Here is a 24,063-nt window from a genome sequence, read left to right as displayed (position 1 = left end):
GCGGCTGTAGCAGCCGGCGGTCGAGCTCCGACTCCGGTCGACGACCGGCCCGCCCCCATGCGAGCTCGACCTTCGCGATTGTGCTGATCCCAGCCGCGTGGCGCAAGTCACGGGCCTTCGACTCGCCGTCATCTTTACGTTTCGCAACGCAGCGTCCCGAAAGCACACCGAAAGTAGTTGCCATTCGCCACTAATACACTGTTTTAGGTTCTGATACGCCGTATTCGCTATGCTCCGGCGGGTGGCGCGCGAAGCGGATCGGAAGACCGTGCTGGGGTCGGTGTGGCTGCGGGAGGAACCACCTCCCACCCGAGCCCCGCTGAGCCGCGAACAGATCGTCCTGACGGCGATCAAGGTGCTGGACCGCGACGGCCTGGACGCGTTCTCGATGCGCGTGATGGCGGCGGAACTGGGTACTGCGGCAACATCCGCGCTGTACTGGCGCATCGCGACCAAGAACGACCTGCTCGAGCTCGTAGTCGACGCAGTCCTCGCAGACATCCCGGTGCCGCCTGACGGTGACTGGCGCGCACAGGTGACGGCGGTCGTACAAACGGCGTACCAGGCACTGTGGGAACACCCGTGGGCCGCGCAACTGCTCCCAACGCACGCAGGTCTCGGGCCGAACTACCAGGCGCTGATCGACCGCGTGCAGGGCATCCTGGCCACGGCCGGCTTCAAGGGAACCCACCTGGACTCGGCGGTATCCGCCACCTTCCACTACCTGATCGGCTCCGCGGTGACCGATTCGGCCTGGTTCTCAGTGGTACGGCGGAGCGGGATGAACGAACTGCGCTGGGCGACCAGCTCGGCGCATCGGATGGGCGTCGACGCGGACCATCTGGCGGCCTACCTCAACCGCGAGAGCAGCGCCGGCCCGGAAGCACGTTTCGCCTCCGGGTTGCGGGTGATCCTGACCGGCCTCAAACCGCGACAGATCTCTTGAGAACGTCGCCCAGCCAGACGAAGGCGGCCTCCTGCATCGCCTGGTCGAACTTGTGCGGCCCGTCGAAGAACTGGCCGCTGTACGACGCTCCTCCTGCGTAGTGCTCCGAGATTCGCCGATGTGCAGCCTCGGCCCCGTCCAGCGGGAACAGCCGATCCTGCCGGCCGTACTGCACGAGCAGCGGCGCCGGCGCTTGGCAGGCCGCCACATCCGGCCAGTCGATACCCTCCGGCAGCATGCGCGGCATGAGCATCCAGGTGTGGGTCGCGACGTTCTTGTCGAGCAAGGAGTTGTAGGTCCCCATCATCCCGACCACGACCGCGGCGGTCAGTTCAGGACTCGTTGCTCGCAGCAACGCCGAACGGCAGCCGCCACCGGACAGTCCGATGCTGGCGGTCCGGTCGGTGGTGTCGTCGCGGCTCCGCAGATAGGCCAGGGCGATCAGATCCTCCCGGCCGACGACAGCGGCCATCGTCGTACCGAGGATGGTGCAGTACTTCTCGACGAGGTGTTCGTGCTGCCAGGCTGCGGTGTTGTACTCCGCGATGTCGTCGTACGGCAACGGGAAGCGGCGACTGCCCCAGCAGAACACGTCCGGCACCATGACGACGTACCCTTGCGCGGCAAGGTCGTTGGCGAAGGCTCGACCTTCGTAGAGCTCGTCCCGCAGGGCGCTCACGACGGCCAACGGCTCTTCGTCGGTGTTGGCGATCTTCTCCTTGCCGTAGTACTTGAAGCCGTCGTGGCCGTGCAGCGCCAGTACGCCGGGCAGTGGTCCGTCGGCGTCGGCCGGCTTCAGCACCCAGGCGTGAGTCCGCGGACCGAAGCCCACTGAGTACGACAGTTCTTCGCCGACCAGCCCGTCCGCCGTCCACCGGCGCTCGACGCGAAGGTCCGCCGGTCCGCCGGCCGGGCCTGCGGTCGCGACCATGCGGCGTACGGCGTCGCGCACTTCCTCCGGCGGCAGCGGGCGACCTGTGCGGGCCTTCGGCGACGCCGCGTGCTCGATCCAGTCGCTGTAGACACCCAGGTCCTCAGAGTCCATCCACACATCATGAGACACCGAGCGCACCGCCGGCCCGGTCAGCTGGCGGGTTGCGGCGGTGTCTCGATGGTCGGCGGGTTCCTCAGAGGTCGGCGAAGGCGGATGCCGGGTTCTCGAACGCGTCGGCGACGAAGCGGAGGAAGGCGGCCGCGGTGCCTCCGTCGCAGACTCGGTGGTCGAACACGAGCGACAGCTGGGTGAGCTTGCGGATCGCGAGTTCACCGTCGACGACCCACGGACGGTCGATGATCCGGCCGACGCCGAGGATCGCGACCTGCGGGTGGTTGATGATCGCCGCGCTGCCGTCCACGCCGAAGCTTCCGTAGTTGTTCAGCGTGAACGTCCCGGACGTCAGCTCGTGCTGGGTGAGCCGGCCGTCCCCGGCAGCCGCCGTCAGCCGGTGGATCTCCGCGTCCAGACCGCGCGTCGTCAGCGTGTGGGCGTTGCCGACCGCGGGGACGAGCAGACCACGGTCCGTCTGCGCCGCGAGGCCGAGGTTCACACCGTCGTACTGGACGAGCTCCTCGCGCTCGGTGTCGACGTACCCGTTGAGCTCCGGGTACTTCAGCAGGCCCGCGACCACGAACCGTGCCATCAACGCGAGCAGGCCCGGTCCCTGATCCGTTGCCGTTCGCAACGATTCGCGGAGCTCGACCAGAGCGGTCGCGTCCACGTCGACCCACGTCGTCGCCTCGGGGATCTCCGCCCGGCTCCGGCTCAGCGTCGCGACCACAGCCTTGCGGAACCCACTCATCGGAGTACGCCGCAACTCCGGCAGCCCGGTCCGCGAAGCCGACTCGCTCCGCACGACCTCACCGACCGCCACCCCGGCCGACTGCACCGCCCGCTGCGCTGCGGGCTGCGTCGCGGGCTGCGCTGCCGGCGTGAAGCGTTCGGCGATCGCCTGTTCGACGTCCCGCCGGACGATCAGGCCGCCTTCGCCCGAGCCGGTGAGCGTCTTCAGGTCCACGCCGGCGTCACGCGCCAACCGCCGGACCAGTGGCGAGATCACCAACGGCACCGCGCGCGCCGGCGAAACGTTTTCCGCACCGTTTTCCGCACCGTTTTCCGAAACCGGCCGCGGACGCTGTCCGGAAACAACTGCTCGCGGTTTCCGCCGCCGCCCCGACCCGCCCTGCTCGGTCGTCCCGTAGCCGACCAGGACGTTGCCCGATCCGGCCCGCTCCTCCTGCCGGTACGTTGCGCCGGCCGGATCCCCGACCGTGATCAGCGGCTTGCCGACCGGGACCGTCGTACCGGGTTCGCCGTGCAGTTCCTCGATCACACCGGCGTACGGCGACGGCAGCTCGACGATCGACTTGGCCGTCTCGACCTCGGCCACCGGGGTGTCGACGGCAACCACGTCACCGACCTTCACCAGCCAGCGCACGATCTCCGCCTCGGTGAGTCCTTCGCCGAGATCGGGGAGCAGGAAGGTGTTCACGAGTCCTCCCACTGCAGGTCGTCGACCGCGTCGAGGATCCGGTCGACACTCGGCAGCTGGTACTTCTCCAGCTTCGGTGGCGGGAACGGGATGTCGAACGCGGTCACCCGCCGTACCGGCGCCGCCAGCGAGTGGAAGCACTTCTCGGTGACCCGGGCAACGATCTCCGACGACACACTGGCGAATCCGCTCGCCTCCGCGACCACGACCGCCCGACCGGTACGCCGTACCGCGGCACACACCGTCTCGTCGTCGAACGGGACGACCGACCGCAGATCCACCACAGTCAGCTGCCGCCCCTCAGCCGCCGCCACTTCGGCCGCCTCCAGCGCGACCGGCACCGCGGGACCGTACGCGATCAACGTCGCGTCCGCGCCGTCCCGCCGTACGACGGCCGTCCCGATCCCCGGCTGCGCCTCGGTGAGGTCGACCTCCTCCTTGGCCCAGTAGAGCTTCTTCGGCTCCATGAACACGACCGGATCGGGAAATTCAATTGCTTTGCGCAACAACCCGTAGGCGTCCGAAACCGTAGCCGGCGTCACCACGGTCAGACCCGGCGTGTGCGCGAAGTAGCTCTCCGACGAGTCGCTGTGATGCTCGACGCCGCCGATACCGCCGCCGTACGGGATCCGGATCACCATCGGCAAGGCGACCCGCCCACGGGTCCGGTTCCGCATCTTGGCGACGTGCGAGACGATCTGCTCGAACGCCGGGTACCCGAACGCGTCGAACTGCATCTCGACCACAGGACGCATCCCGTTCATCGCCATCCCGACCGCCATCCCGACGATGCCGGCCTCGGCCAACGGGGTGTCGAAGCAACGCTTCTCGCCGAACTCGGCGGTCAGCCCGTCAGTGATCCGGAAGACACCGCCGAGCGCGCCGACGTCCTCACCGAACATCACCACGGACTCGTCCGCCGTCATCGCGTCCCGCAGCGCCTGGTTGAGCGCCTGCGCCATCGAGATCTTCATGTGCGTCATCAGGCCTCCTCACGGGCGAGTTCGTCGCGCAGGAACGCGGCCTGCTGCCGCAGTTGCTGCGTCTCCTCGGCGTACAGGTAGGCGAACAGGTCCGCCGGATCCACCTCGGGCTCCGGCATCAGACCGTCCCGCAACTGCGCGGCGACCTGGACAGCGCTCGCCTCGGCGCGTTCTTTCACGGCGTCGTCCAGCCAGCCCTGCCGTTCGAGGTACGTCGTCAGCCGCTGGATCGGGTCGCGCTCGAGCCACGGGGCGACCTCGGCGTCCTCGCGGTACCGGGTCGCGTCGTCGGCGTTCGTGTGCGCCTGCACGCGGTACGTGTGCGCCTCGATCAGCTGGGGTCCTTCACCGGCGCGCGCCTTGTCCACGGCCCGTCCGAGGACGGCGAGCAGACCGGCGAGATCGTTGCCGTCGGCCCGTTCACCCGGGACGCCGTACCCGATGCCCTTGTGGGCAAGGGAAGGCGCGGCGCTCTGCTTGGCGAGCGGCACCGAGATCGCGTACTCGTTGTTCTGGACGAAGAACACGACCGGCGCCTGGAAGACCGCGGCGAAGTTCAGCGCCTCGTGGAAGTCGCCCTCGCTGGTGCCGCCGTCGCCGACGAGCGCCATCACGACCGTGTCCTCGCCCTTCAGCCGGGCCGCGTGCGCGACGCCGACCGCATGCGGGAGCTGTGTCGCGAGCGGGGTCGACTGCGGCGCGACCTTGTGCTCGTACGGGTCGTAGCCGGAGTGCCAGTCCCCGCGGAGCAGGGTCAGTGTCTCGATCGGGTCGATGCCCCGGCTCATGATCGACACCGAGTCGCGGTACGTCGGGAACAACCAGTCGCCCTCGCGCAGCACCATCGTGGCCGCGATCTGACAGGCCTCCTGACCGAAGGACGACGGATAGACGGCGAGCCGGCCCTGACGGACCAACGCGCTGGCCTGGTCGTTGAACCGGCGGCCCTTGATCAACTGAACGTAACCGTCGAGCAAGGCCTCCTTGGCCGGCAGGTCGTACGACGGATCTTCGTGCGGTACGCCGTTCTGATCGATCAGACAGACGGGGTCCGCGGAGGGGAGCAAACGCTCCTCGACTGTGGTCATGAGGCCCTCCAGCGCAGGAGACGGACGGTAGCCTCATCGTCGTACCTCCTGGCCAACTGGATCTATAGCTGGAATTATTGAGAGACGTTTGGCCGGACCACGAGCCCTGGAGGTCGCACGAATGTCCGACGAGGTGATGGTCCACCGGGCCGGTCCTGGACAGATTGTCGTGGCCCCGGCGCTCGACGAGATCGATCGGCAGATCATCGAGGCCCTCGGACGCGACGGACGGCTCTCGATCCGGGCCCTCGCCGACGAGGTGCACATCTCCCGCGCGAACGCGTACGCCCGCGTCGAGCGGCTGACGAACACCGGCGTGATCACCGGGTTCACGGTCACCGTCGACCCACTGAAACTCGGCCTCGCCACCTCCGCCTACGTCACCCTGAGTCTCCGCCAGAGCTCGTGGCGGACCCTGCGCAAGCAACTCCAGGCGATCCCGGAGATCAAGCACATGGCACTCGTCGGCGGGGACTTCGACGCGATCCTGCTGGTCCGCGCGGCCGACAACGAGGGCCTCCGCCGGCTGGTCCTCGAGAAGCTCCAGGCGATCCCCGAAGTACTCGCGACCCGGACGGCGCTGATCTTCGAGGACGTAGGGACCCTCTAACAGCCGCAGGACCTGCGCAGGATCAGCTCGGTGGGGACGGTCAGCGCCGCCCTGGCGTCTTCGCCTTCGATCAGCCGGCGGACCGCCTCGCGCGCCACCTGCTCGACCGGCTGGCGCACGACGGTCAACGGCGGCCAGGTGTACTCCGTTTCGGGCGTGCCGTCGAAGGCCGCCACCGCCATGTCTCCGGGCACGTCGACGCCCGCCTCGTGGAGCGCGCGCAGGACCCCGATCGCTTGCAGATCGGAGCTTGCGAAGATCGCGGTCGGCTCGCGCTGCAACAGGGTCTGCGCGGCGCCATACCCGCCCTCCCGGGAGAATTTCGCCCGCGCGATCGGCCCCTCCGGCAGCCCGGCCGCGGCGAGCGCATCGCGCCAGCCGAGCTCGCGTTCGGGATGGCCGGCACCGCCGATCACCAGCCCGATCACGCGATGACCGTGCGAGATCAGGTGCTCGACCCCCAGCCGGGCGCCTTGGCGGTACGCCGGCCGCACCGAACTGACCGTCGGCAGGACGCGATTGATCGCGATCACCGGGACCTCGACGTCGTCGAGCGCCGGATCGTCGGTCGGCGCCACCAGCAGCAGCCCGCTGACCTGCCGGGCGAGCAGCTCCGCGATCTTCGCGTTCTCGGTGTCCGGATCGCCGTCGGCGCTCGTCTGCAGTACGACGTACCCGCGCGCCGCGGCCTCCCGGTCGATCGCCTTGGCGAGCTCCGCGAACAGCGGGTTGCCGCCGTCCGGGGTGATCAGCCCGAACGTCCGCGTGGTCCCCATCCGGAGCGCCCGCGCGGTCGCGTTCGGCCGGTAACCGAGCGCCCGGATCGCGTCGAGCACCCGCTCACGGGTCTCCGGCGCGACCTTCCGCGGCCCCTCGTTCACCACGTAGCTGACCACGGCGGTACTCACCCCGGCGTACTGCGCCACGTCGTTGCGGGTGACCGGATCCTTCGGCATGCAGTGATGGTACGACGGTTGACCGGGTTGGAAAGCGATTGCTAGCGTAGTGGATCTACACGAGTAGAAGGAGTCGCCGTGGCCAGACGCTACGCAGTCGCCGGGACCGGATCACGGGCACAGGCGTACATCCGCGCGATGTTCGAGGCACATCCCGAGGAGGCCGAGCTCGTCGCCCTGCTGGACCCGAACCCGGGCCGGCTCGCCTTCCACCAGCGGCTCGTCGGCGAGCTCGGTGGCGGCGAGCTCCCGCAGTACGGCGCCGACGACCTGGAGCAGATGGTCAAGGAGCAGTCGGTCGACCGCGTGGTGGTGACCAGCCCCGACTACACGCACGCCTCGGTGGTGTCGCGGCTGCTGCGCGCGGGCGCGGACGTGATCGTCGAGAAGCCGCTGACGATCGACGCGGACGGCACCCGGCAGATCGTCGACGCGATGAACGAGTCGGGCAAGTCCGTGGTCGTCACGTTCAACTACCGCTACTCGCCGCGGAACAGCGCGCTGCGGCAGCTGATCCAGGACGGTGAGATCGGGCAGGTCACCAGCGTCGAGTTCCAGTGGGTGCTCGATACGCGGCACGGCGCGGACTACTTCCGGCGCTGGCACCGGGAGAAGAAGAACTCCGGTGGTCTGCTGGTCCACAAGGCGTCGCACCACTTCGACCTGGTGAACTGGTGGATCGCCTCGACGCCGACACGCGTGTTCGCGTCGGGCGGACTGGCCTTCTACGGCTCCGGCAACGCGGCCGCGCGCGGTCTGGGCGACCGACCGGCGCGCGGCACGATCGATGGTGCGGCCGACGATCCGTGGCTGCTGGACCTGCGGACCGACGACACGAACCGGCAGCTGTACTACGAGGCCGAGAAGTACGACGGGTACCTGCGTGACCAGGACGTGTTCGCGCCGGGCATCACGATCGAGGACAACATGTCCGTGATCGCGGAGTACGCGAGCGGCGTGCGGCTGAGCTACTCGCTCAACGCGCACTCGCCGTGGGAGGGGTACCGCGTCTCGGTCAACGGGACGCTCGGCCGCGCCGAGCTGGAAGTGGTCGAACGGGCCGCGGTCGTCGACGACCAGATCGACCCGAGCTACCCGTCCGACCGCGTGATCGCCGGCGACGTCCGGACCAACGGTGAGCGGCTGGTGCTGCAGAAGCACTGGGCCACCGCGGTCGAGGTCGAGATCCCGCGTGGTGAAGGCGGTCACGGGGGCGGCGACCGGCTGTTGTACGGCGACCTGTTCGTTGGTGCCGACAACGATCCGTTGGCGCGTGCGGCCGACGTACACGACGGCGTCCGCGCTGTCGCGGTCGGGATCGCCGCCAACCAGTCACTGGCCACCGGTCAGCCGGTGGTCGTCGCTGACCTCAACCTCGGCGGCTGGTCCTCCTAGACCGTCCCCTTCGGTGCTTGCCGGCCTCGCCGGGCGCGGGCTGTACTACGCCGCCTGGCCGGGTCGGTGGGTGCCGAAGGTCCACGGTCGTGGCCACTACTTCCTGAATTGTCCCGGGCCGAGGACCTGCCAGCCCTTCGCGGCGGGCGTCTGGAGTGAGCTCAGCGGCATGCTGAACGTGTGCACCTGGCGTTTCGGCCGGCTGATCGCCCAGAAGGTCGGACGCCGCGGGTCGGAACGGTCCCACGCCACCCCCTGCCCGTGGACGTCGGGCAGCGCGACGGTCGCGATCCAGCGCAGTTCGGAGCCCGCGACGGGCAGCTCCATCGCGTACGCCTCCCCGAGGTCGTGTCCGGTCAGCCAGAGCCGGCCGTCCGGGCCCCAGGAGCCGCCGGAGTTCGACATCGGCTTGAAGCGGTCGAGGATCGGCTTCGGGATCGTCCACGACTGCAGCGGCTCGAACTTGTCGTTCAGCTTCACGATCTGGGTGTTGTACGTCTGACCGTACGGCTCGGTCATCCCGTCCTGGATCTCGTCGTAGTTGGCGAACCCGGCCCACCACGCGCCGTCGTGCCGGTCCAGCCAGGTCAGCGAGCCGCGGTAGATCCCGAACGAGTGCGTGTCGACGTGCTGCATCGTCCTGGTGTCGAACACCTCGATCGAGCTCTCCATCGGCCACTCGGGGTAGTTCGAGTGAGCGGCGTACAGCTTGGTGCCGACGACCACACCACTGTCCATGTGCTTGAACGGTCCCGCGGTGTCGCCGGCGAACTGCAGCAGTGGTGCGCCGGTACGGCGGTCGTGCTTGGTGAGCGTGCGGTTGTTGACCGCGTAGAAGTACTTCGCGTCGACGGCGACGGCCTGGTTGGCGTCGAAGGCCGGGTACGTCTTGACCGGCGTCGCGTCGTACGTCGGCGGCGTCGCGACCGCCGTACCGGCATCGGCCGGCGCTGCGGGGATCGCCGAGGCGGGCAGCAGGGCGACCGTCGCGAGGACCGATGTCGCGATGATCAGGGCGGGGAGCTTTCGCATCACAAACCTCCAGGTGGTCTCTGCTCCCGACCCTCGGCCCGGCACCGGAACGCCGCATGAATCCGATCCGTCAAGCAGCTTGCCGTCGGGCTGCTCGTTGGCGGCGGAACCAGATCGCCAGCGCGATGCACGGAACCAGCAGTCCACCGATCCCGAGTGCGAGGAAGTCCCACTCGGCGTCGATGTGGTCGACCAGCCAGCCGAAGTTCTGTCCGAAGAAGCCGGTGACGAAGGTCAGTGGCAGGAAGACCGTGGCGAGGATGGTGAGCTGCTCGATCGTGGCGTTCTGCCGGACGCTCACCTTGGTCTGCTCGACGCCGATCACCGCCATGTTCGCCTCCAGGACGGTGGCGAGCAGATCGCGTTGAGCCGCGACCTCTTCGTTCACCAGGACCAGGTGGTCGTGCACGTCCCGGAAGTAGGGCAGAAGTGCGGTGTCGCGGGCGTCGCGCTCCAGCGTTGCGAGTACGGCGATCAGTGGATGTACGGCGCGGTAGAAGTCGGTCACCTCACGCCGGAGGAAGTAGATCCGCTCGGTCGGCGCGACGGAACCGGCGAACACGGTGCGCTCGACCTCCTCGATGTCGCGCTCCAACTCGGCGACCACCGGGCCGTAGCCGTCGACGACCTGGTCGAGGATCGCCCACAGGACGGCGCTGGTGCCGCATTCCAGCAGCTCCGGTCGCTGTTCGAGCCGGATCCGGGCGCCGTGCAGATCGCTCGCGACGCCCTGCCGGACGGTGATCACGAACGGCGGGCCGACGAAGGCGCTGACTTCTCCGAAGTCCACTTCCTCGCGTTCCTCGTCGTACCGTGCGGTGCGCAGGATGACCAGGCGGATATCGCCCTCGTACGGCTCCACCTTGGGGCGAAGGTGGAACGTTTGTGCATCCTCGACGGCCAGCTCGTGGAGGCTGAAGCCGTCTCTGACCTCGGCGAGTTCCGCGGTGGTCGGCTCGAACATGCCCAGCCAGACGAACCCGCCGGCCCGGCAGCTCGCGGCGGCGTCGCCGACCGACATCGCCTCGACGTGCTGCCGACGTCCGTCCCGGTAGTAAGCGCAGTCGATGATCATGATGACCTCCTCACCTGATCGTCGCCGTTCCGGCCCGCGCGGCAACAGGGGTGGAACGCCGGTTCCGATCGGGTTCCTGTCCAGGGCCTGAGAAATGCTGGTCGGGTTCCTGGTCCGGGTCACGGTGGTCGACAAAGATGAAGGCATGGGACAACCAGTCGTGCTGATGCCGGGACCGATGCACCAAGCCGTTGCCGCCGGGTTGGACGGGCACTGTGAGCTGATCAGGCTCTGGGAGGAGAGCGATCCGGACGCCGTACTCGCTGCCCGCCGGGACGAGATCGTCGCCGTCGCCACCGGCGGTACGGCGATCGACGGCCCGTACCTCGACCGCCTGCCCGCGGTCCGCCTGGTGGCGAGCTTCGGCGTCGGCTACGACCGCATCGACGCGACCGCCGCGGCCGAGCGTGGCGTCGTGGTCACCAACACCCCGGGCGTCCTGGACGACGAGGTCGCCGACACCGCTCTCGGTCTGCTGCTGATGACCGTCCGCGAGCTGGGGCAGGCCGAGCGATATCTCCGCGACGGCAAGTGGGTCGAGAGCGGTCCGTACCCGTTGACCTGCGCAACGATGCACGGCCGCCGGATGGGCATCCTCGGCCTCGGCCGGATCGGCCAGGCGATTGCGGACCGCGTGCAGCCGTTCGGCATTTCCGTTGCCTACCACAACCGCAGTCCGAAGGACGTCCCGTACCGGTACTACCCGTCCCTGGTCGACATGGCCGCCGACGTCGACACCCTGATGATCGTCATCCCCGGCGGCGACACCACCCGTCACCTGGTCAACGCCGACGTACTGAAGGCCCTGGGCCCCGACGGCATCGTCATCAACGTCGCCCGCGGCACCGTCGTCGACGAACAAGCGCTGGTCGACGCCCTCCGCACCAACACGATCCTCGCCGCCGGCCTCGACGTCTTCGAACACGAGCCCAAGGTCCACCCCGACCTCCTCACCCTCCCCAACGCCGTGCTTCTCCCCCACGTGGGCTCCGCCACCATCCCCACCCGCACCGCCATGGCCAACCTCGTCGTCCGGAACCTCCTCCACTACCTGACCGAAGGCACCCCGGTAACCCCCGTCCCCGAATCCACCGACCTGCTCAGCTGACCCACACCACGGGCTGTTGACCCGCGGGAATTCGTTGGCGGGGGCCGGGTGGGTGGTCGTATCGTGCGATGGGCCTACGGAAGGGGTCGCTGTGGCTGAAGTTGTTGTCCCGCTGACGGTCCGCGATCTGGTGACGGCCGATCTGCCGACGTTGGGTGAGCCTCCTACCAAGGTGATCTCCATGGAGAAGGAGCTGGGACGGGTTCGGCTCGGTGAAGTCGACTACGTGGCGGTGTGTACGCCGTCGGGGCAGCCCGTGGGGTTCGGCGGTGTCGACTACACGAAGCCGGCCGGCGGGGCGACGCTGTACCAGTTGTCGGTTGTCGAGGCGCTCCAGTCGTGTGGGATCGGAACCATCCTGATCGGTGCTCTGGAGGACCGCATCCGCGCTCGCGGCATCCCCTTCGCGGAGCTCGGCATCGACGACGCGTACCCGCGGCCGCGCGCACTGTACGAACGCCTCGGCTACGTCGTCAGCGGGAGCGAGCTAGGCGCGTGGGACCAAGACGCACCCGACGGCTCCGTCCGCCGGTACGAAACGACCATCACCCTCCTCCGCAAGAACCTCTCGGTGTAGCCGGCTGCACCGTCGAGAGTCCTTCAGCGGGTCAGGGGGATTTGCTCGGTCAGGTGGGAGAGTTTCGCCGGGTTGCGGACGGCGTAGAGGCCGGCGATCTTGCCGTCTTCCACGTGCAGGACGGTGACGGTGTCGACCTCGTCGGTGAAGCGGATGATGAGGGCCGGCTGGCCGTTGATCTGGGTCATTTCCAGGGTGCCTCCGGCCAGGTTTGCCAGCGAGACCGAGAGCAGGCGGGCCACCTTTTCGGCGCCCACGACCGGGCGCGGGAGGGCCTGGACGACGCCGCCGCCGTCGCCGAGGAAGACGACGTCGGGGGCCAGGATGTCGACGAGGCCCTGGATGTCGCCGGTGTTGACGGCGCGCTGGAAGGCTTCGAGGGCGTCGCGGGTCTGGTCGGCGGAGACGACGCCGCGCGGTCGACGGGCGGCCACGTGGGAGCGGGCCCGGTGGGCGATCTGGCGGACGGCGTCGGGCTTCTTGTCGACGGCTTCGGCGATCTCGTCGTAGTCGAGGCCGAAGACCTCGCGGAGGACGAAGACGGCGCGTTCGGTGGGGGTGAGGGTCTCCATCACCAGGAGCATCGCCATCGAGATGCTGTCGGCGAGTTCGATGTCCTCGGCGACGTCGGGGGCGGTGAGCAGCGGTTCGGGAAGCCACGGGCCGACGTACGACTCCTTGCGGCGGCCGAGCGTGCGCAGCCGCTGGAGGGCCTGCCGGCTCGCGATCCGGACCAGGTACGCGCGGTGGTCCTGCACCGTGTCGAGGTCGACCTTGACCCAGCGCAGCCAGGTCTCCTGCAGTACGTCCTCGGCGTCCGCGGCCGAGCCGAGGATCTCGTAGGCCACCGTGAAGAGCAGGTTGCGATGAGCAACGAACACCTCGGTGGCTCGGTCCGTACCGGTCATGCTGGGCTCCTTGTACGCGGGTCTCACCCACCAGATGCCTGCCGTCCGGTTCCTGTGACATCTGAGCCGGTATGGCGCTCGTCACGTCCTGGCCCGGTCACGGGCGCCGGGCCGATGGCATCTCGTGTTCGTCCAGTAGATCTCATGATCGAGGGTGAAGACGATGGAACCCCGTATCGACCTGATGAACAACGAGTTCGGCATGAAGCTGGCGAAGCGGTTGTACGCCGTCCACGGCCTGGTACAGCAAGCCGGCCTGCCGCACGCGACGCAGAGCCTCGTGATGCTCCGGGCCAGCCAGATCAACGGCTGCGGACACTGCATCGACCTCCACACGAAGGAGGCCGCGGCCGAGGGCGAGACCGCCACCCGCCTGCACCTGGTCGCCGGGTGGCGCCACTCGACAGTCTTCACCGAGGAGGAGCAGGCCGCGCTGGCGCTCACCGAGGAGGCGACCCGGCTCGCCGACGCGTCCGAGGGTGTCTCCGACGAGACGTGGGCCAGGGCGAGCAAGTACTACGCCGAGGACCAGCTGATCGCGCTGGTCACACTGATCGCCATGATCAACGCGACCAACCGGCTCGCCGTCACGCTCAACCAGCTGGGCGGGTCGTACGAGCCCGGCGTGCTGGCCTCCGCTGCCAGCAGCTGACTCGGCTACTGGGCCTGGGCCTCGTCCAGGTCCCAGATGCGGTTGGTCTTCCAGGCGTACTCCCAGGCCTGGATGTCCGGCGGCTCGATGCCCAGGCCGGTGAGGATGGCGCAGACCTGCTCGCGGTGGTGGTTGGCGTGGTTGATCGCCTGGGCGACGAAGATGCCGAGGCGGGTGCCGCGGGTGTTGTCGTCGATGACGAGCACCCGCTCGACGTCGATCGGCTCGGCGAGGAAGACCTCCCAGAGCGCGCTGAGCTCTGTGTTCCAGCGGTCGAGCGTTTCCAGATCGGCCGCCGGTTCGCCCTCGACCCACGCGATCGGCCGGTCGACGATCCGGCGCAGGTAGCTGCCGTCGCACTGCACGATGTGGTCGAGGGTAGCGAGAATGCCGCCGTACGTGCCGACGCCGGTGATCTCCAGCTGCTCGGCCGTCAGGTTCTGGTCGCGGCAGAACTGGATCAGGCTGGCGGTCGCCCAGCTGTTGTGCCGGATGGGGTCAGAGAGCAGGTCGTTGAATCCCATTCACCCACGGTAGCCACGGCATCCTCCCCGGGGTACAGGTTTTTCCCCGGGGAGGCCGGTCGTCAGCTGCCCGCGATGTTGACCATCCAGTTGATCCCGAACTTGTCGGTGACCATGCCGAACTCGTCGCCCCACATCTGCTTCTCGAGCGGCACCGTCACCTTGCCGCCCTCGGACAGCTTCTCGTAGTACCCGCGCAGCTCGTCGCCGTCGCCGCTGAGGCTGATCGCGATGTTCTCACCCGGGTTGTACGGCATGCCCTGCGGCGTGTCGGCGGCCATCAGGGTGAAACCGCTCGGCGTCTCGAGCTGGCTGTGCATCAGCAGATTCTCGTCGTCCGGACCGTGGCTCGCGCCGAACTCCTTGAACGTGTTCGACGACATCTCGCCGCCGAAGACGCTCTGGTAGAACTCCATCGCCGACCGTGCTTCGCTCTTGAACTGGATGTACGGATTGAGCCGGGATGCCATCGATCTGTCCTTCCCCCAACTGGCCGGACCCTCTGGACCGGCGCCCATGATCCGCACAGTAGACCCGCCCGCCGACAAACCGCGAGCCCCTGCGGCGGACGTCCGGTTAAGGTCTCGGGATGAACCTGCGACACATCACGATCGATGCCGGAAATCCTTACGAAATCGCGCAGTTCTGGAGTGCTGTGACCGGCTGGCCGGTGGCGGACGGGGACGTGCCCGGCGACGACGAGGTGCTCGTCCAGGCGCCGGCGCCGGGACCCGGGCTGTTGTTCGTCGCCGTACCGGAGGGGAAAGGCGTGAAGAACCGGGTCCACCTCGACTGGGGCCCGACCGAGCGTACGCGGAACGAGGAGGTCGAGCGGATCCTTGCGCTCGGCGGCACGATCCACGAGGACCACCGGGTACCGGACGGCCGCGGCTGGGTCACGATGAAGGACCCCGAAGGCAATGAGTTCTGCATCGAGCGCAGCGAGGCGGAACGAGCCGTCTGAGTCATCCGACCGCGGTCGCCTGGGACCATCGGATCTGCCAGCCGTCCGGGGTTCGCCGGTAGCAGTCGAGGTGCCAGGCGGTGAGCGGTCCGGGCTCGCGGCCGTTCACACCGATCTCGATCGCCGACCGGTAGCGCAGTACGGCGACCGCCTCGTCGAGCATCACCTCGATCTCGGTGACCGGCTCGAAACGCCGGTACAGGATGTCCCCGGACTCGATCCCGCCGAGGTACTCCGCCTTGGTCCACGGATGACCGCTGGGCGTGACGATGACGAAGTCCGGCGCGTGGATCGCGTCGGCCTCGGCGATCCGGCGTTCGACCAGGCAGGAGAGGCGGGCACGCTCGAGGGCTCGGAGCTCGTCGGGATTCGGCATGGCCGAAAAGTATCGGTCGGTTGCGTCTTCGGGGATGCTGGGAGGAGGAAGGGAGCGGGGGCTCGCTTTTGCCTGGTTGGGGGCGGCATGCAGCGAAACCGGCGGCCGGCGCGTCATGTGAGTGTGAGGGGACGTCGACAGAGATTGGGGGGCGTCGCGATGTTGCAGCAAGTTCGGCAGCGCCCGGGCGACGAGGTGTCCGGGTGGAGAGCCTTCTGGGCCTCGATCGTCGCGATCGTCGCGACGTTGCTCGTTCTGGCGTTGCTCGGCGGCCTGTTCGTCGTACTCGAACCCCGCTCGGCCAATCCCGGCGTCGCCGCCGGGGGCTCGTACGGCGTGCCGCATCAGGGACCGGGGCAGTACGGATCGGGCACGCTCGGCCCGTGGCGGGACCTGGTCCACCGGATCTCCCCCGAGGACGAGATCCGCGACGTGCTCGCCTTCGACGGCGTCTTCATGTTCGGCGACAGCATCGCGCTCCAGGACAGTGCCGCGCTCGAGCGGTTGCTGACGAATCGCACCGGTGACTCGATCGCGTACCACGACTGGTCCGGCCAGCCGGCGTCCGCGGCCGTCGACGCACTCGAAGAGTGGTCGCACCAGTACGGTCTGCCGCGGCGGATCGTGATGGCGGTCGGTACCAACGACATCTTCGACCCGCCTGCGTTCGCCGCGCAGGTGGAGCGGGCGCTGCGGATCGCCGGCCCGGACCGGACCGTGTACTGGGTGAACGTGTATGCGAGCCGCACGAAACAGCCGGCCGCGGTGCGCGACGCCGACCTCGCGAACAGCGCGTGGATCAACCAGCAGCTGCGGGACGCCGCGCGCGAGCACCCGAATCTGCGGATCATCGAGTGGTCCGAGTTCCTCGAGGCGCAGCCGAACCGCCCGGCCGAGTACCTGCGCGACGGCGTCCACACGAGCGAACCAGGCGGCGCCGCCCGCAACAAGCTGATCGCCGACGCCATCGACGGTCGCTAGCGGCTGACCCGAGCGGCCGCTCCGGATCTGCCCTTAGGGGCAAGCGAACCGGAGTTGGTGCTTCGAAGCAACTTTTCGGGCCGCTCCGGACATCTATAGGGCAGAGGAACAAATCTGACCTCGGGGGGAACCGATGGCGACGCACCTGACAGGAGCCGGCCGGCACCGCACTTGATGCCTGCTGCAACCTTTCGGCGACCGCCCCGCGTTTCTGACGTACCGCCGCGACTCAGCACCGAAACCACCTGACCTCGATCCCGGGGACCCATCGGTCCAAGTTCAGGTCTAGGCCAGAACTGTCATGCCCTGAGGGGGAACGATGCCCGCGAGACATCTGCGAACGACCGGAACGACACTGCGCCTCGCGATCGCGCTACTCGTGAGTGCCGCCGTACTGGCCGTCGTATTGGTGGTCCCGTGGGGCGGATCCGAGCCGGAGGCCGCGCCGGACCCGACCATCAGCCACACCCCCGAGCCGCCCACCCCACCGCCGGCGCCGGTGCGGCAGAACACGTACGCGTGCCCGGCGTACAGCGGGATCGACCGGACGAACCCGGTCGCCAACCTGTACAAGGACACCTTCTCGTGGGGCAAGACGCCGCCGACCAAGATCGGTGACGGCAAGGGGAACATCAACTGGCGGGCGAACCCGGACCAGAACCCGAGCTGGTACATGTGGCTGCACTCGCTTCGTTGGCTCGGCCAAGGAATCAACGCCGGCGCCAAGGGCGACAAGCGCGCACTGCAGCACGTCAGCGCGATCGTGCGCGACTGGGTGAAGGACAACCCGTACTCGTGGAAGTCCGACGTCGGCGCGTACGAATCCACCATGCACCGCACCAACGTGCTGATCTGCCTGCGGCAGGCGGTGCTGTCGGGGACGCATGTCTCGAAGCTGCCGCTGACGTACGCGTGGCTGGACGACGCGCTCGTCAAGCACGCGTGGTTCCTGCAGAAGAACTACAGCGGCGACTGGAACCACGGCACCGACGAGAGCCTCGCGCTGTTCGGTGTCGGGTGCACGCTGGGGCGCAGCGACCTCAAGAAGATCGCCGCCGACCGGCTGACCAGTGCGATCAAGACCTCGATCGACACGCAGGGCACGACGAACGAGCAGTCGACGGCATACGCGCAGTTCAACTACGCGTTGTGGGGACGCGCGATCGACGTACTGCGTAAGTGCGGGGTCGATCCCGGTACGACGATCACGGCGCGCCGGCGGGAGCTCGCGAAGTGGCTCGCACTCGCCACCAACTCGCTCGGGAACCTGCCCCAGCTCGGGGACTCCGAGGTGGTGAAGACGGTGCCGGTGCCGGGCACGGTGCTCGAGTACGCCGGTACGCTCGGCGCGCGCGGGATCCGCCCGACGCAGCGGATCGGGATCTTCGACGGCGGGTACGTCTTCGGGCGGACCGGATGGGGAGAGACACGGCCGTTCACGCAGGAGTCGACGTACAGCATCCGGTTCGGGCCGTCGCGGAAGCTGCACGGGCACGAGGACCACACGTCGATCACGTACACGTCCCGCGGGCGGGACATCCTGATCGACGGCGGGCACTCCGGGTACAAGTGGGACGACTGGCGGAGCTGGGCGAAGAGCCAGGACGCGCACAACGAAATGACCGTGGAGTCGGCGGCCGCCGCGCATCCGGACACGCGGCTGACGCGGTCCTCGATCGGCGCGACGTCGGAGTTCTACGAGCTCAAGGACAAGCTCGGCCCCGTTGACCGGACCCGGGGGGTGCTGGTGCTGAAGGATCCCGACCTGATCGTGGTGCTCGACCGCGGTACGGCGCCGACGGATCAGAAGTACTCGACGCTGTGGCATCTGCCCGCCGACCAGAAGGTGGTTGTCAGCGGCAACGACCGGGCGGTGGCCGCGAAGCCGGGCGATCGGGTGAAGACGACGTTGCTGCAGATCCCCTTCCAGCAGCGGACCACGCCGATCGAGGTGGCGACTGGTCGGCAGGACCCGATCCAGGGGTGGCACTACACGACCATCGACAAGCGGCTGCCGTCGCCGGTGGTGAAGTTCGACCGCGCGGGGCGGGACGCGACCATCCTGTCGGTGATCGCGCCCACCCGGACGAACGCGACCGTGTCGTACACGACCTCGTGGCAGGGCTCGCGGATGCTGGTGAACCTGAAGGTCGACGGCGTGACCACGGTGATCGGCGTCGCGGCGGACGGGACCCTGCAGCGGATCAAGTAGCCGGCGTACCTCCACGCAGGCAGAAGTGGCACATCAGGCCCCAGAATCGGCGGATTCGGCAGGTTGTGCCTGCGTGGCGGTTCGCTTCAGGCGGTCTTGGGGCCCACCGGGTGCCAGCCGGACGGCGGGTCCTCGCCGACGCGGCCGTCGACGGCCTCGCGGATCAGGTCCGCGTGGCCGGTGTGGCGGCCGTACTCCTCGATCAGGTCGCAGATCAGCCGGCGCAGACTCGGGTGCCGCCCGTCGGGCCAGCTGATGTCGGCGGGCTGGTCGAGCCCGCCGTCGGCGATCGCCGCCGCCACCGTCTCGCGGGACCGCGCGACCGCACCGTCCCACAGCGCGTACAGCTCCTCCGGCGTGTTGTCGACGGCGGAGTTGAACTCCCAGTCGTTGTCATCCCGCCAGCCGTTCTCCAGCCACGGCCCACCCATCGGCTTCCCGCGGAACTTCACGTCGAACATGTAGTCCTCGTTCGCCGCGAGATGCTTCGTCAGCCCGCCGAGTGTGATCGACGACGCGCCGATCCGGGTGTTGAGCCCGGCCGCGTCCAGCTCGTCCACCTTGAACCGGAACGTCGTACGCAGCCGGTCCAGCGCGCCCAGCAACTGCTCGGCTTCATTCCCCGCCAACGGCGGCTCCCACCACGGCGACACCCACTCCGTCTCACTCATACGGGCACCGTAATCCCCATTCCGGACACTCCCCTTCCGGAACTTCGCCATACTCCTCTCATGCCCGACTGCCCCACTTGCGACCGTCCCCTGGACGCCCACGACCGCCACATCCGCTTCACCCTGCCGACGCCGGTGCTGGAACTGCCGGATCGCGAGCACACACCCGGCACGTGGATGAGTCACCAGACAGCTCGTGAGTCCGTGATGATGCAAGTGCCCGGGGCCGGACCGTTCGTCCGCGTCCTGCTTCCGGTGCAGCTCGACGGTGGTTACCAACTGACGTTCGGGGCTTGGCTCGCGATCCATCGGGATGATCTGCAGCGGGCGTTCGCGGTGTGGTGGGAGCCGGGGTATGTCGATCTGCGGCTCGACGGGTTCTTCGCCAACACTGTCGAGCCCTGGGGCCTCTTCCCCGCGCCGGTCACCGCGACAGTTCGCGATCCTGACGCGACGCCGTACGTCACCGCCTCGGCCGACCCGTTGCTGGCGGAGGTTCTGAGCAGTACCTGGCCGCACGACGAGGTGCTGGCCCATCTGCCTGCGTAGGGTTCGGGGATGCAGCGGTATGCCGGGGTGGTCGCGCGGTACGACGGAATGGTGGCGCTGGTGCGGGAGGAGTATCACGCCTGGGATGCGCCGTACTGGAACCTTCCGAGCGGGGCCGTCGAGGACGGCGAGGTGCCGGCGAGTGGCGCGGCGCGGGAGTTGCGGGAGGAGTCGGGGCTGCGGGCCGCGGCCGGGGAGCTCGAGCTGGTGTGGACGACGCGGACGGTCGCCGACGGTCGCGCGACGTCGCGGTCGTGGAACTACCTCGTGGACGTGGCCGATCCGGCGTTCGCGGTCGACGATCCGGACGGTTCGGTGATGGAGGTCCGGTGGTTCCCGGTACCGGACGCCGTACGGCTGCTGGGCGAGATGCCGTACCCGCCGATCGCCGTACCAGCGGTCGACTATCTGACGTCCGGCGTACCAGGGCGCAACTGGGTGTTCACCCTGGCCGATGCGAACTGGACCTGGTCGTCGTAGGCCCGGTGCGGGCGTTCACAGGCTGCGGCGGACGACGACGTTGCGCTTCGCCGACGTCCGATCCTCGGCGTACGGCGTGAAACCGGCCGTGAGGAACGTGCTCAGGACCCCGCGACCCGGATCGCCCGGCATCGTCTTCACCGGATACGCCTCGACGATCCGCGCGCCCGAACTCCGGGCGTACTCGACAGCGGCCTCGACCATCGGCAGCGTCAGCCCCTGTCCGCGATACCCGCGCTTCACGAACAGGCAGTTGATCGCCCAGATCGACGCGTCGTCGGGGTCGTCGATCGGCAAGGTTCGCGAGCGGACGATCGCGGAGTACTCCGGCCGCGGCGCCACCGCGCACCAGGCCGCCGGGCGCTCCTCGACGTACCCGATGATCCCGACCGGGACCCCCGCCTGGACGAATCCCTCGAGCGCGGCGCGGTTCTCGGCGCTGCCGTTCGCGGCGACCTCCGCCGCGGGCAGCCGGCGCGCCATGCACCAGCACCCTCGCGTCCCACCGCTGGGTCCGAACAGGTCGACGAGGTCGTCCCACTGCGCCTGATCGACCGGCCGCGCGTCCATCTGCGCATTCAACCACGCGACTCCTGGCTTGGTGTCGGATCTGGGGTACGGCGTTCGTAGAGGATGTGAGGGTGGCCGGGTGGCCGCCGGGACGAGGAGTGATGACATGGCGCGGTACCTGATCTCGTTCGAGAAGGGCGCGATGGACCACATCCCCGAGGAGGACTTGGGTGAGGTCGGGAAGGCCGCTCATGCGGTGTGCGAGGAGGCGAAGGACGCCGGTGTGTTCCGGTTCGCCGGCGGACTGAGCTACGACGACGGTGATGTTGAGCATGCGGTGGTCGGCACCGACGGGATGGTCATGGACGGGCCGTACCCGGAGAGTAAGGAGCTGATCGGCGGCGTCCTCGTCGTCGAGGTACCAACCCGGGACGACGCGCTGGTGTGGGCAGCGAAGATCGCGACTGCCTGCCGCTGCGCCCAGGACGTCCGCAAATTCATGCACGACCTGGAGCTGATCGAGTGAGCCAGCCTGAACTCCACGCGGCCATCGCTCGGCAGGACGGTCGCTGACTGGGCTGCGGAGCTCGGTCCGGAAGCGCCGGGAGACGGCTGGTGGTACGGCGTACCTCCGCTTCACGTCGACGTACAGCCGCCCGCCCGACTGGTCACGGTGTGGTGGGATTGAGCGTGCGGCGTAGGTAGAGGTCGCGGAGCAGGCAGATCTCGGCGCCGTGGTGGACGACCTCGACGATCTGGTACAGCACGAGCCTCGCCAGCGGCGCGTCGGCGAACTCAGGCGGAGCTGCCGGACCTTGCGGCCGGGCGAGCCCGGCTTCACCGAGACCCCGCACACCGTCGATCCAGCGGTCGTAGGTGTCGTCCAACTGCCGGAGCGCGCCGTCGGCAGTACCCGCGTAGTCGAAGGTCGCGAGGTCCGCAGGCGGACCGCCGAGGTGCTTGGCGGTCGATCCCGCGACGCTCACGATCAGGTGAGCGAGCCGCCACGCGATCGTGGTCACCGGCTCCGGGTCCTGCCTCTCGCCGTAGTCCCACGTGAAGTCCCCGCCCCCGAACGACAGTGGCGCCGTACTCGCCCCGCGACGACTGACTGTCCAGCACCCCGCAACCGGCTGCCAGAAGTACTCGTCGTCGGTCAGCCCGTCGAGCCGCGGCCGCAGCCGGGTCCGCCAGTGCGACTCGATCTGTTCGACCATCTCGCCGTTCCAGTCCACACGGGATGGTATCCGCGGCAGCAGCTACCGTTGCCGCCCATGAAGACCGAGCTCGAGTCCGTCGCCTGGCCGCCGGCCCCGATCAAGACCGAGCGGCTCGTACTACGTGAACCCGAGGCCCGGGACCGTACGGCGACCATGGAACTGCTCGCCTCACCGGAGGTCGGCGCGTACATCGGCGGCCCGCAGCCGCAGGACCAGCTCGAACGCGCCCTGCCCGAGGTACCGGGTACGCCGCCGAAGCCTGCACCGCCGCGCTCGACTGGTTCGCGGAGGCCCGTCCCGGCGAGCCCGTAGTACTCACCACCCAAACCGCCAACACCCGCTCAATGCGCCTGGCCACCAAATTGGGCTTCACCGAAGCGGCCCGCTACGAGGCCTGGGGCGCCGAACAACGGCTCGGCCTGTGGACCCCTCCTACTGGCTGACCAACTGATACAACGCCACGTCCTTCCACTCCCCGTCGACCTTGAGGTACTCCGGCGCGACACCGATCCGGGTGAACCCGGTCTGCTCGAGAACGCGCTGGGACCCGAGGTTGGCGAGTTGTGTCGATGCTTCGATCCGATGCAGCCGCAGGTCGACGAAGGCCGCCCGGATGATCTCGCGCACCGCGGCCGTGGCGAACCCACGACCGTTGTCGGCGGCACCGACCCAGTAGCCGAGGCTGCAGGACTGGAGCGGACCACGCACGATCCCGGTCAGCGAGATCCGCCCAACCACGCGCTCGCCATCAGTTATCACCCAGGGCAGGCACAGCCCCTGCTCGTACTGCTGGAGAGCCGACCCAACCGCGGCCCGCTGTCCTGCGACCGTGAAGAACTCGTCGTCCCGCACGGGATCCCACGGCGCCAGAAACTCCCGATTCTCGCGAAGCAACTCAGCCAGCCCGCTCGCATCGTCGATCGCGATCAGCCGAGTCCCCATCCGCGCATCGTCCGCCACCCGGGCCGTGCCTGTCGACAGACCCGGGGCAGACAGCGTTCCGGGCTACGCGGGGAACGCCTTCCAGTGGCCTTCCGAGATGACCTCGACGGTGCCGTCGACGACCGTGATGGCGGTCTGGTCGTCGACGGCGTACGACGGACCTCCGATGCCGGCGGCCCATCTCTCCGCGTCGGCCAGCGTGTTCTCGGGCATCTGCTCGTGGTCCAGGTGCGGAAAGATCGAGAAGTCGACGACCCCGAGCGTGCGGTCGTCCGGCGCGGACGGCCACGAGACGAAGTCGTCACCGATCCGCGGTGTCATCACCAAGCTGCCGGCACTTATCCCTACCCAGACCGTCTCGGGCAGCGACGGCATGACGTCCGACAGCCCCGATTCCCGCATCCAGTGGCACAGGTACGTCGCGTCGCCGCCGTCCACCAGCAGCACGTCGGCCTCTCGTACCCACGGCACCCACCGCTCCTCGCTAATACTGGGCAGCGCGGTGAGCTCCAGAACCCCCAAGGACGCCCAGCCCAGGCCGGTCATCATGTGGAACGGAGGCTCGCCGACGACGGAGCGTCGCACCGATGCGGGCCCGAGCATCGGGTGGCCCCACTGCGCCGTGGGGATGTAGAGCGCACGGGATTCCGAGATCGGCTTCCCCAGCAGACCAACCAGAGCATCGCGGATGCTCCCGTTCGTAACGCCTCCGGACGTGAGAAGAAGCTTCACACCGCCTCCCCCGCCGAGTACGACGTATGGCAAACAGACCGCTGACGCATCATCGCCTGACTCCTTCGTCATGCCCTGTCTGG

General features: G+C 68.5%; 29 protein-coding genes and 1 pseudogene. 14 read left to right on the top strand and 16 right to left on the bottom strand.

The annotated features are described in order from the left end of the window. Positions 1–241 precede the first annotated feature (241 nt). Positions 242–946, top strand: a complete 705-nt coding sequence (locus BJY22_RS08750; RefSeq protein WP_167205118.1) for a TetR/AcrR family transcriptional regulator C-terminal domain-containing protein — start codon at positions 242–244, stop codon at positions 944–946. Here BJY22_RS08750 and BJY22_RS08745 read toward each other — a convergent pair. The 4 genes from BJY22_RS08745 to BJY22_RS08730 form a co-directional block, all read right to left on the bottom strand. Next, complete coding sequence (locus BJY22_RS08745; RefSeq protein ID WP_167205117.1) at positions 924–1,991, bottom strand: dienelactone hydrolase family protein; 1,068 nt, start codon at positions 1,989–1,991, stop codon at positions 924–926. The two genes, BJY22_RS08750 and BJY22_RS08745, sit on opposite strands and share 23 nt — an antisense overlap. Before the next feature lie 82 nt (positions 1,992–2,073). Further along, positions 2,074–3,435, bottom strand: a complete 1,362-nt coding sequence (locus BJY22_RS08740) for a 2-oxo acid dehydrogenase subunit E2 (protein WP_167205115.1) — start codon at positions 3,433–3,435, stop codon at positions 2,074–2,076. Beyond that, the gene (locus tag BJY22_RS08735) at positions 3,432–4,418 is read right to left on the bottom strand and encodes an alpha-ketoacid dehydrogenase subunit beta (RefSeq protein ID WP_167205113.1); all 987 of its coding nucleotides are present in this window, start codon (positions 4,416–4,418) and stop codon (positions 3,432–3,434) included. Before BJY22_RS08735 ends, BJY22_RS08740 begins: the two co-directional genes overlap by 4 nt. Further along, complete coding sequence (locus BJY22_RS08730; RefSeq protein WP_167205111.1) at positions 4,418–5,506, bottom strand: thiamine pyrophosphate-dependent dehydrogenase E1 component subunit alpha; 1,089 nt, start codon at positions 5,504–5,506, stop codon at positions 4,418–4,420. The genes BJY22_RS08735 and BJY22_RS08730 overlap by 1 nt, the downstream gene beginning before the upstream one ends. Before the next feature lie 121 nt (positions 5,507–5,627). On the opposite strand from BJY22_RS08730, the gene BJY22_RS08725 reads away from it, so the two are divergent. Next, positions 5,628–6,116 carry an Lrp/AsnC family transcriptional regulator gene (locus BJY22_RS08725; RefSeq protein ID WP_167205109.1) on the top strand — a complete coding sequence of 163 codons (489 nt, stop codon included), beginning with the start codon at positions 5,628–5,630 and terminating at the stop codon, positions 6,114–6,116. Here BJY22_RS08725 and BJY22_RS08720 read toward each other — a convergent pair. Then, positions 6,113–7,072, bottom strand: coding sequence for a LacI family DNA-binding transcriptional regulator (locus BJY22_RS08720; RefSeq protein WP_167205107.1), 960 nt, complete (start codon positions 7,070–7,072; stop codon positions 6,113–6,115). The two genes, BJY22_RS08725 and BJY22_RS08720, sit on opposite strands and share 4 nt — an antisense overlap. 78 nt (positions 7,073–7,150) lie before the next feature. Between BJY22_RS08720 and BJY22_RS08715 the strand changes: the two genes are divergently transcribed. Further along, a complete protein-coding gene (locus tag BJY22_RS08715; RefSeq protein ID WP_337758389.1) occupies positions 7,151–8,467 on the top strand; it encodes a Gfo/Idh/MocA family protein in 1,317 nt (438 codons plus the stop codon). A gap of 96 nt (positions 8,468–8,563) precedes the next feature. On the opposite strand, the gene BJY22_RS08710 is transcribed toward BJY22_RS08715, so the two are convergent. Both BJY22_RS08710 and BJY22_RS08705 read right to left on the bottom strand, forming a co-directional pair. Further along, positions 8,564–9,499, bottom strand: coding sequence for a hypothetical protein (locus tag BJY22_RS08710; protein WP_167205105.1), 936 nt, complete (start codon positions 9,497–9,499; stop codon positions 8,564–8,566). Positions 9,500–9,569: 70 nt separating this feature from the next. Continuing rightward, positions 9,570–10,574, bottom strand: coding sequence for a magnesium and cobalt transport protein CorA (locus BJY22_RS08705; protein ID WP_167205103.1), 1,005 nt, complete (start codon positions 10,572–10,574; stop codon positions 9,570–9,572). Positions 10,575–10,719: 145 nt separating this feature from the next. On the opposite strand from BJY22_RS08705, the gene BJY22_RS08700 reads away from it, so the two are divergent. Beyond that, complete coding sequence (locus BJY22_RS08700; RefSeq protein WP_167205101.1) at positions 10,720–11,682, top strand: 2-hydroxyacid dehydrogenase; 963 nt, start codon at positions 10,720–10,722, stop codon at positions 11,680–11,682. Between the two features lie 91 nt (positions 11,683–11,773). Continuing rightward, entirely contained in the window at positions 11,774–12,259 is a 486-nt protein-coding gene (locus BJY22_RS08695; RefSeq protein WP_167205099.1) for a GNAT family N-acetyltransferase, read from the top strand. A gap of 23 nt (positions 12,260–12,282) precedes the next feature. Here the strand turns inward: BJY22_RS08695 and BJY22_RS08690 are convergent, their stop codons facing one another. After that, positions 12,283–13,167 carry an RNA polymerase sigma-70 factor gene (locus BJY22_RS08690; protein ID WP_167205097.1) on the bottom strand — a complete coding sequence of 295 codons (885 nt, stop codon included), beginning with the start codon at positions 13,165–13,167 and terminating at the stop codon, positions 12,283–12,285. A gap of 163 nt (positions 13,168–13,330) precedes the next feature. On the opposite strand from BJY22_RS08690, the gene BJY22_RS08685 reads away from it, so the two are divergent. Further along, a complete protein-coding gene (locus BJY22_RS08685; RefSeq protein WP_167205095.1) occupies positions 13,331–13,819 on the top strand; it encodes a carboxymuconolactone decarboxylase family protein in 489 nt (162 codons plus the stop codon). Positions 13,820–13,824: 5 nt separating this feature from the next. Here BJY22_RS08685 and BJY22_RS08680 read toward each other — a convergent pair whose 3' ends face one another. Both BJY22_RS08680 and BJY22_RS08675 read right to left on the bottom strand, forming a co-directional pair. Further along, the gene (locus BJY22_RS08680) at positions 13,825–14,343 is read right to left on the bottom strand and encodes a DinB family protein (protein ID WP_167205093.1); all 519 of its coding nucleotides are present in this window, start codon (positions 14,341–14,343) and stop codon (positions 13,825–13,827) included. A 62-nt stretch (positions 14,344–14,405) separates the two neighbouring features. Further along, complete coding sequence (locus BJY22_RS08675) at positions 14,406–14,813, bottom strand: VOC family protein (protein WP_167205091.1); 408 nt, start codon at positions 14,811–14,813, stop codon at positions 14,406–14,408. A gap of 119 nt (positions 14,814–14,932) precedes the next feature. On the opposite strand from BJY22_RS08675, the gene BJY22_RS08670 reads away from it, so the two are divergent. Then, positions 14,933–15,307: a VOC family protein gene (locus BJY22_RS08670; RefSeq protein ID WP_167205089.1), complete on the top strand. Its 375-nt coding sequence runs from the start codon at positions 14,933–14,935 to the stop codon at positions 15,305–15,307. A 1-nt stretch (position 15,308) separates the two neighbouring features. Here BJY22_RS08670 and BJY22_RS08665 read toward each other — a convergent pair whose 3' ends face one another. Beyond that, the gene (locus tag BJY22_RS08665; RefSeq protein ID WP_167205087.1) at positions 15,309–15,683 is read right to left on the bottom strand and encodes a nuclear transport factor 2 family protein; all 375 of its coding nucleotides are present in this window, start codon (positions 15,681–15,683) and stop codon (positions 15,309–15,311) included. A gap of 159 nt (positions 15,684–15,842) precedes the next feature. Here BJY22_RS08665 and BJY22_RS08660 point away from each other — a divergent pair, with 159 nt between their 5' ends. Both BJY22_RS08660 and BJY22_RS08655 read left to right on the top strand, forming a co-directional pair. Beyond that, the gene (locus BJY22_RS08660) at positions 15,843–16,664 is read left to right on the top strand and encodes a GDSL-type esterase/lipase family protein (protein WP_202891039.1); all 822 of its coding nucleotides are present in this window, start codon (positions 15,843–15,845) and stop codon (positions 16,662–16,664) included. Between the two features lie 319 nt (positions 16,665–16,983). Continuing rightward, on the top strand, positions 16,984–18,876 hold the full coding sequence (locus BJY22_RS08655; protein ID WP_167205085.1) for a heparinase II/III domain-containing protein: 1,893 nt from the start codon (positions 16,984–16,986) through the stop codon (positions 18,874–18,876). Positions 18,877–18,962: 86 nt separating this feature from the next. On the opposite strand, the gene BJY22_RS08650 is transcribed toward BJY22_RS08655, so the two are convergent. Further along, a complete protein-coding gene (locus BJY22_RS08650; RefSeq protein ID WP_167205083.1) occupies positions 18,963–19,547 on the bottom strand; it encodes a mycothiol transferase in 585 nt (194 codons plus the stop codon). Positions 19,548–19,607: 60 nt separating this feature from the next. On the opposite strand from BJY22_RS08650, the gene BJY22_RS08645 reads away from it, so the two are divergent. Both BJY22_RS08645 and BJY22_RS08640 read left to right on the top strand, forming a co-directional pair. Continuing rightward, positions 19,608–20,096 (top strand): hypothetical protein, encoded by a 489-nt coding sequence (locus BJY22_RS08645; RefSeq protein ID WP_167205081.1) that lies wholly within the window; start codon positions 19,608–19,610, stop codon positions 20,094–20,096. Between the two features lie 9 nt (positions 20,097–20,105). Further along, positions 20,106–20,576, top strand: coding sequence for an NUDIX hydrolase (locus BJY22_RS08640; protein ID WP_167205079.1), 471 nt, complete (start codon positions 20,106–20,108; stop codon positions 20,574–20,576). Between the two features lie 15 nt (positions 20,577–20,591). On the opposite strand, the gene BJY22_RS08635 is transcribed toward BJY22_RS08640, so the two are convergent. Further along, positions 20,592–21,146: a GNAT family N-acetyltransferase gene (locus tag BJY22_RS08635; RefSeq protein ID WP_167205077.1), complete on the bottom strand. Its 555-nt coding sequence runs from the start codon at positions 21,144–21,146 to the stop codon at positions 20,592–20,594. Positions 21,147–21,252: 106 nt separating this feature from the next. Between BJY22_RS08635 and BJY22_RS08630 the strand changes: the two genes are divergently transcribed. After that, the gene (locus tag BJY22_RS08630) at positions 21,253–21,612 is read left to right on the top strand and encodes a YciI family protein (protein ID WP_167205075.1); all 360 of its coding nucleotides are present in this window, start codon (positions 21,253–21,255) and stop codon (positions 21,610–21,612) included. A 142-nt stretch (positions 21,613–21,754) separates the two neighbouring features. Here BJY22_RS08630 and BJY22_RS08625 read toward each other — a convergent pair whose 3' ends face one another. Beyond that, the gene (locus BJY22_RS08625; RefSeq protein WP_167205074.1) at positions 21,755–22,321 is read right to left on the bottom strand and encodes a DinB family protein; all 567 of its coding nucleotides are present in this window, start codon (positions 22,319–22,321) and stop codon (positions 21,755–21,757) included. Between the two features lie 39 nt (positions 22,322–22,360). Between BJY22_RS08625 and BJY22_RS08620 the strand changes: the two genes are divergently transcribed. Beyond that, positions 22,361–22,618, top strand: a complete 258-nt coding sequence (locus BJY22_RS08620) for a GNAT family N-acetyltransferase (RefSeq protein WP_202891038.1) — start codon at positions 22,361–22,363, stop codon at positions 22,616–22,618. Beyond that, positions 22,573–22,749: pseudogene (locus BJY22_RS43265) on the top strand (hypothetical protein); the annotation flags it as partial. The gene BJY22_RS08620 and the pseudogene BJY22_RS43265, both read left to right, overlap by 46 nt. Here the strand turns inward: BJY22_RS43265 and BJY22_RS08615 are convergent. Together BJY22_RS08615 and BJY22_RS08610 are read right to left on the bottom strand one after the other, a co-directional pair. Beyond that, a complete protein-coding gene (locus BJY22_RS08615; RefSeq protein ID WP_167205072.1) occupies positions 22,739–23,248 on the bottom strand; it encodes a GNAT family N-acetyltransferase in 510 nt (169 codons plus the stop codon). The pseudogene BJY22_RS43265 and the gene BJY22_RS08615 overlap by 11 nt on opposite strands. A gap of 63 nt (positions 23,249–23,311) precedes the next feature. Continuing rightward, positions 23,312–23,980 carry a Type 1 glutamine amidotransferase-like domain-containing protein gene (locus BJY22_RS08610; RefSeq protein WP_167205070.1) on the bottom strand — a complete coding sequence of 223 codons (669 nt, stop codon included), beginning with the start codon at positions 23,978–23,980 and terminating at the stop codon, positions 23,312–23,314. Positions 23,981–24,063 lie beyond the last annotated feature (83 nt).

The sequence above is a fragment of the Kribbella shirazensis genome (genome assembly GCF_011761605.1).
Taxonomy (GTDB): Bacteria; Actinomycetota; Actinomycetes; order Propionibacteriales; family Kribbellaceae; genus Kribbella; species Kribbella shirazensis.
The sequence above is the reverse complement of the archived record's forward strand: the minus strand, read 5'-3'. Positions and strand labels throughout refer to the sequence as shown.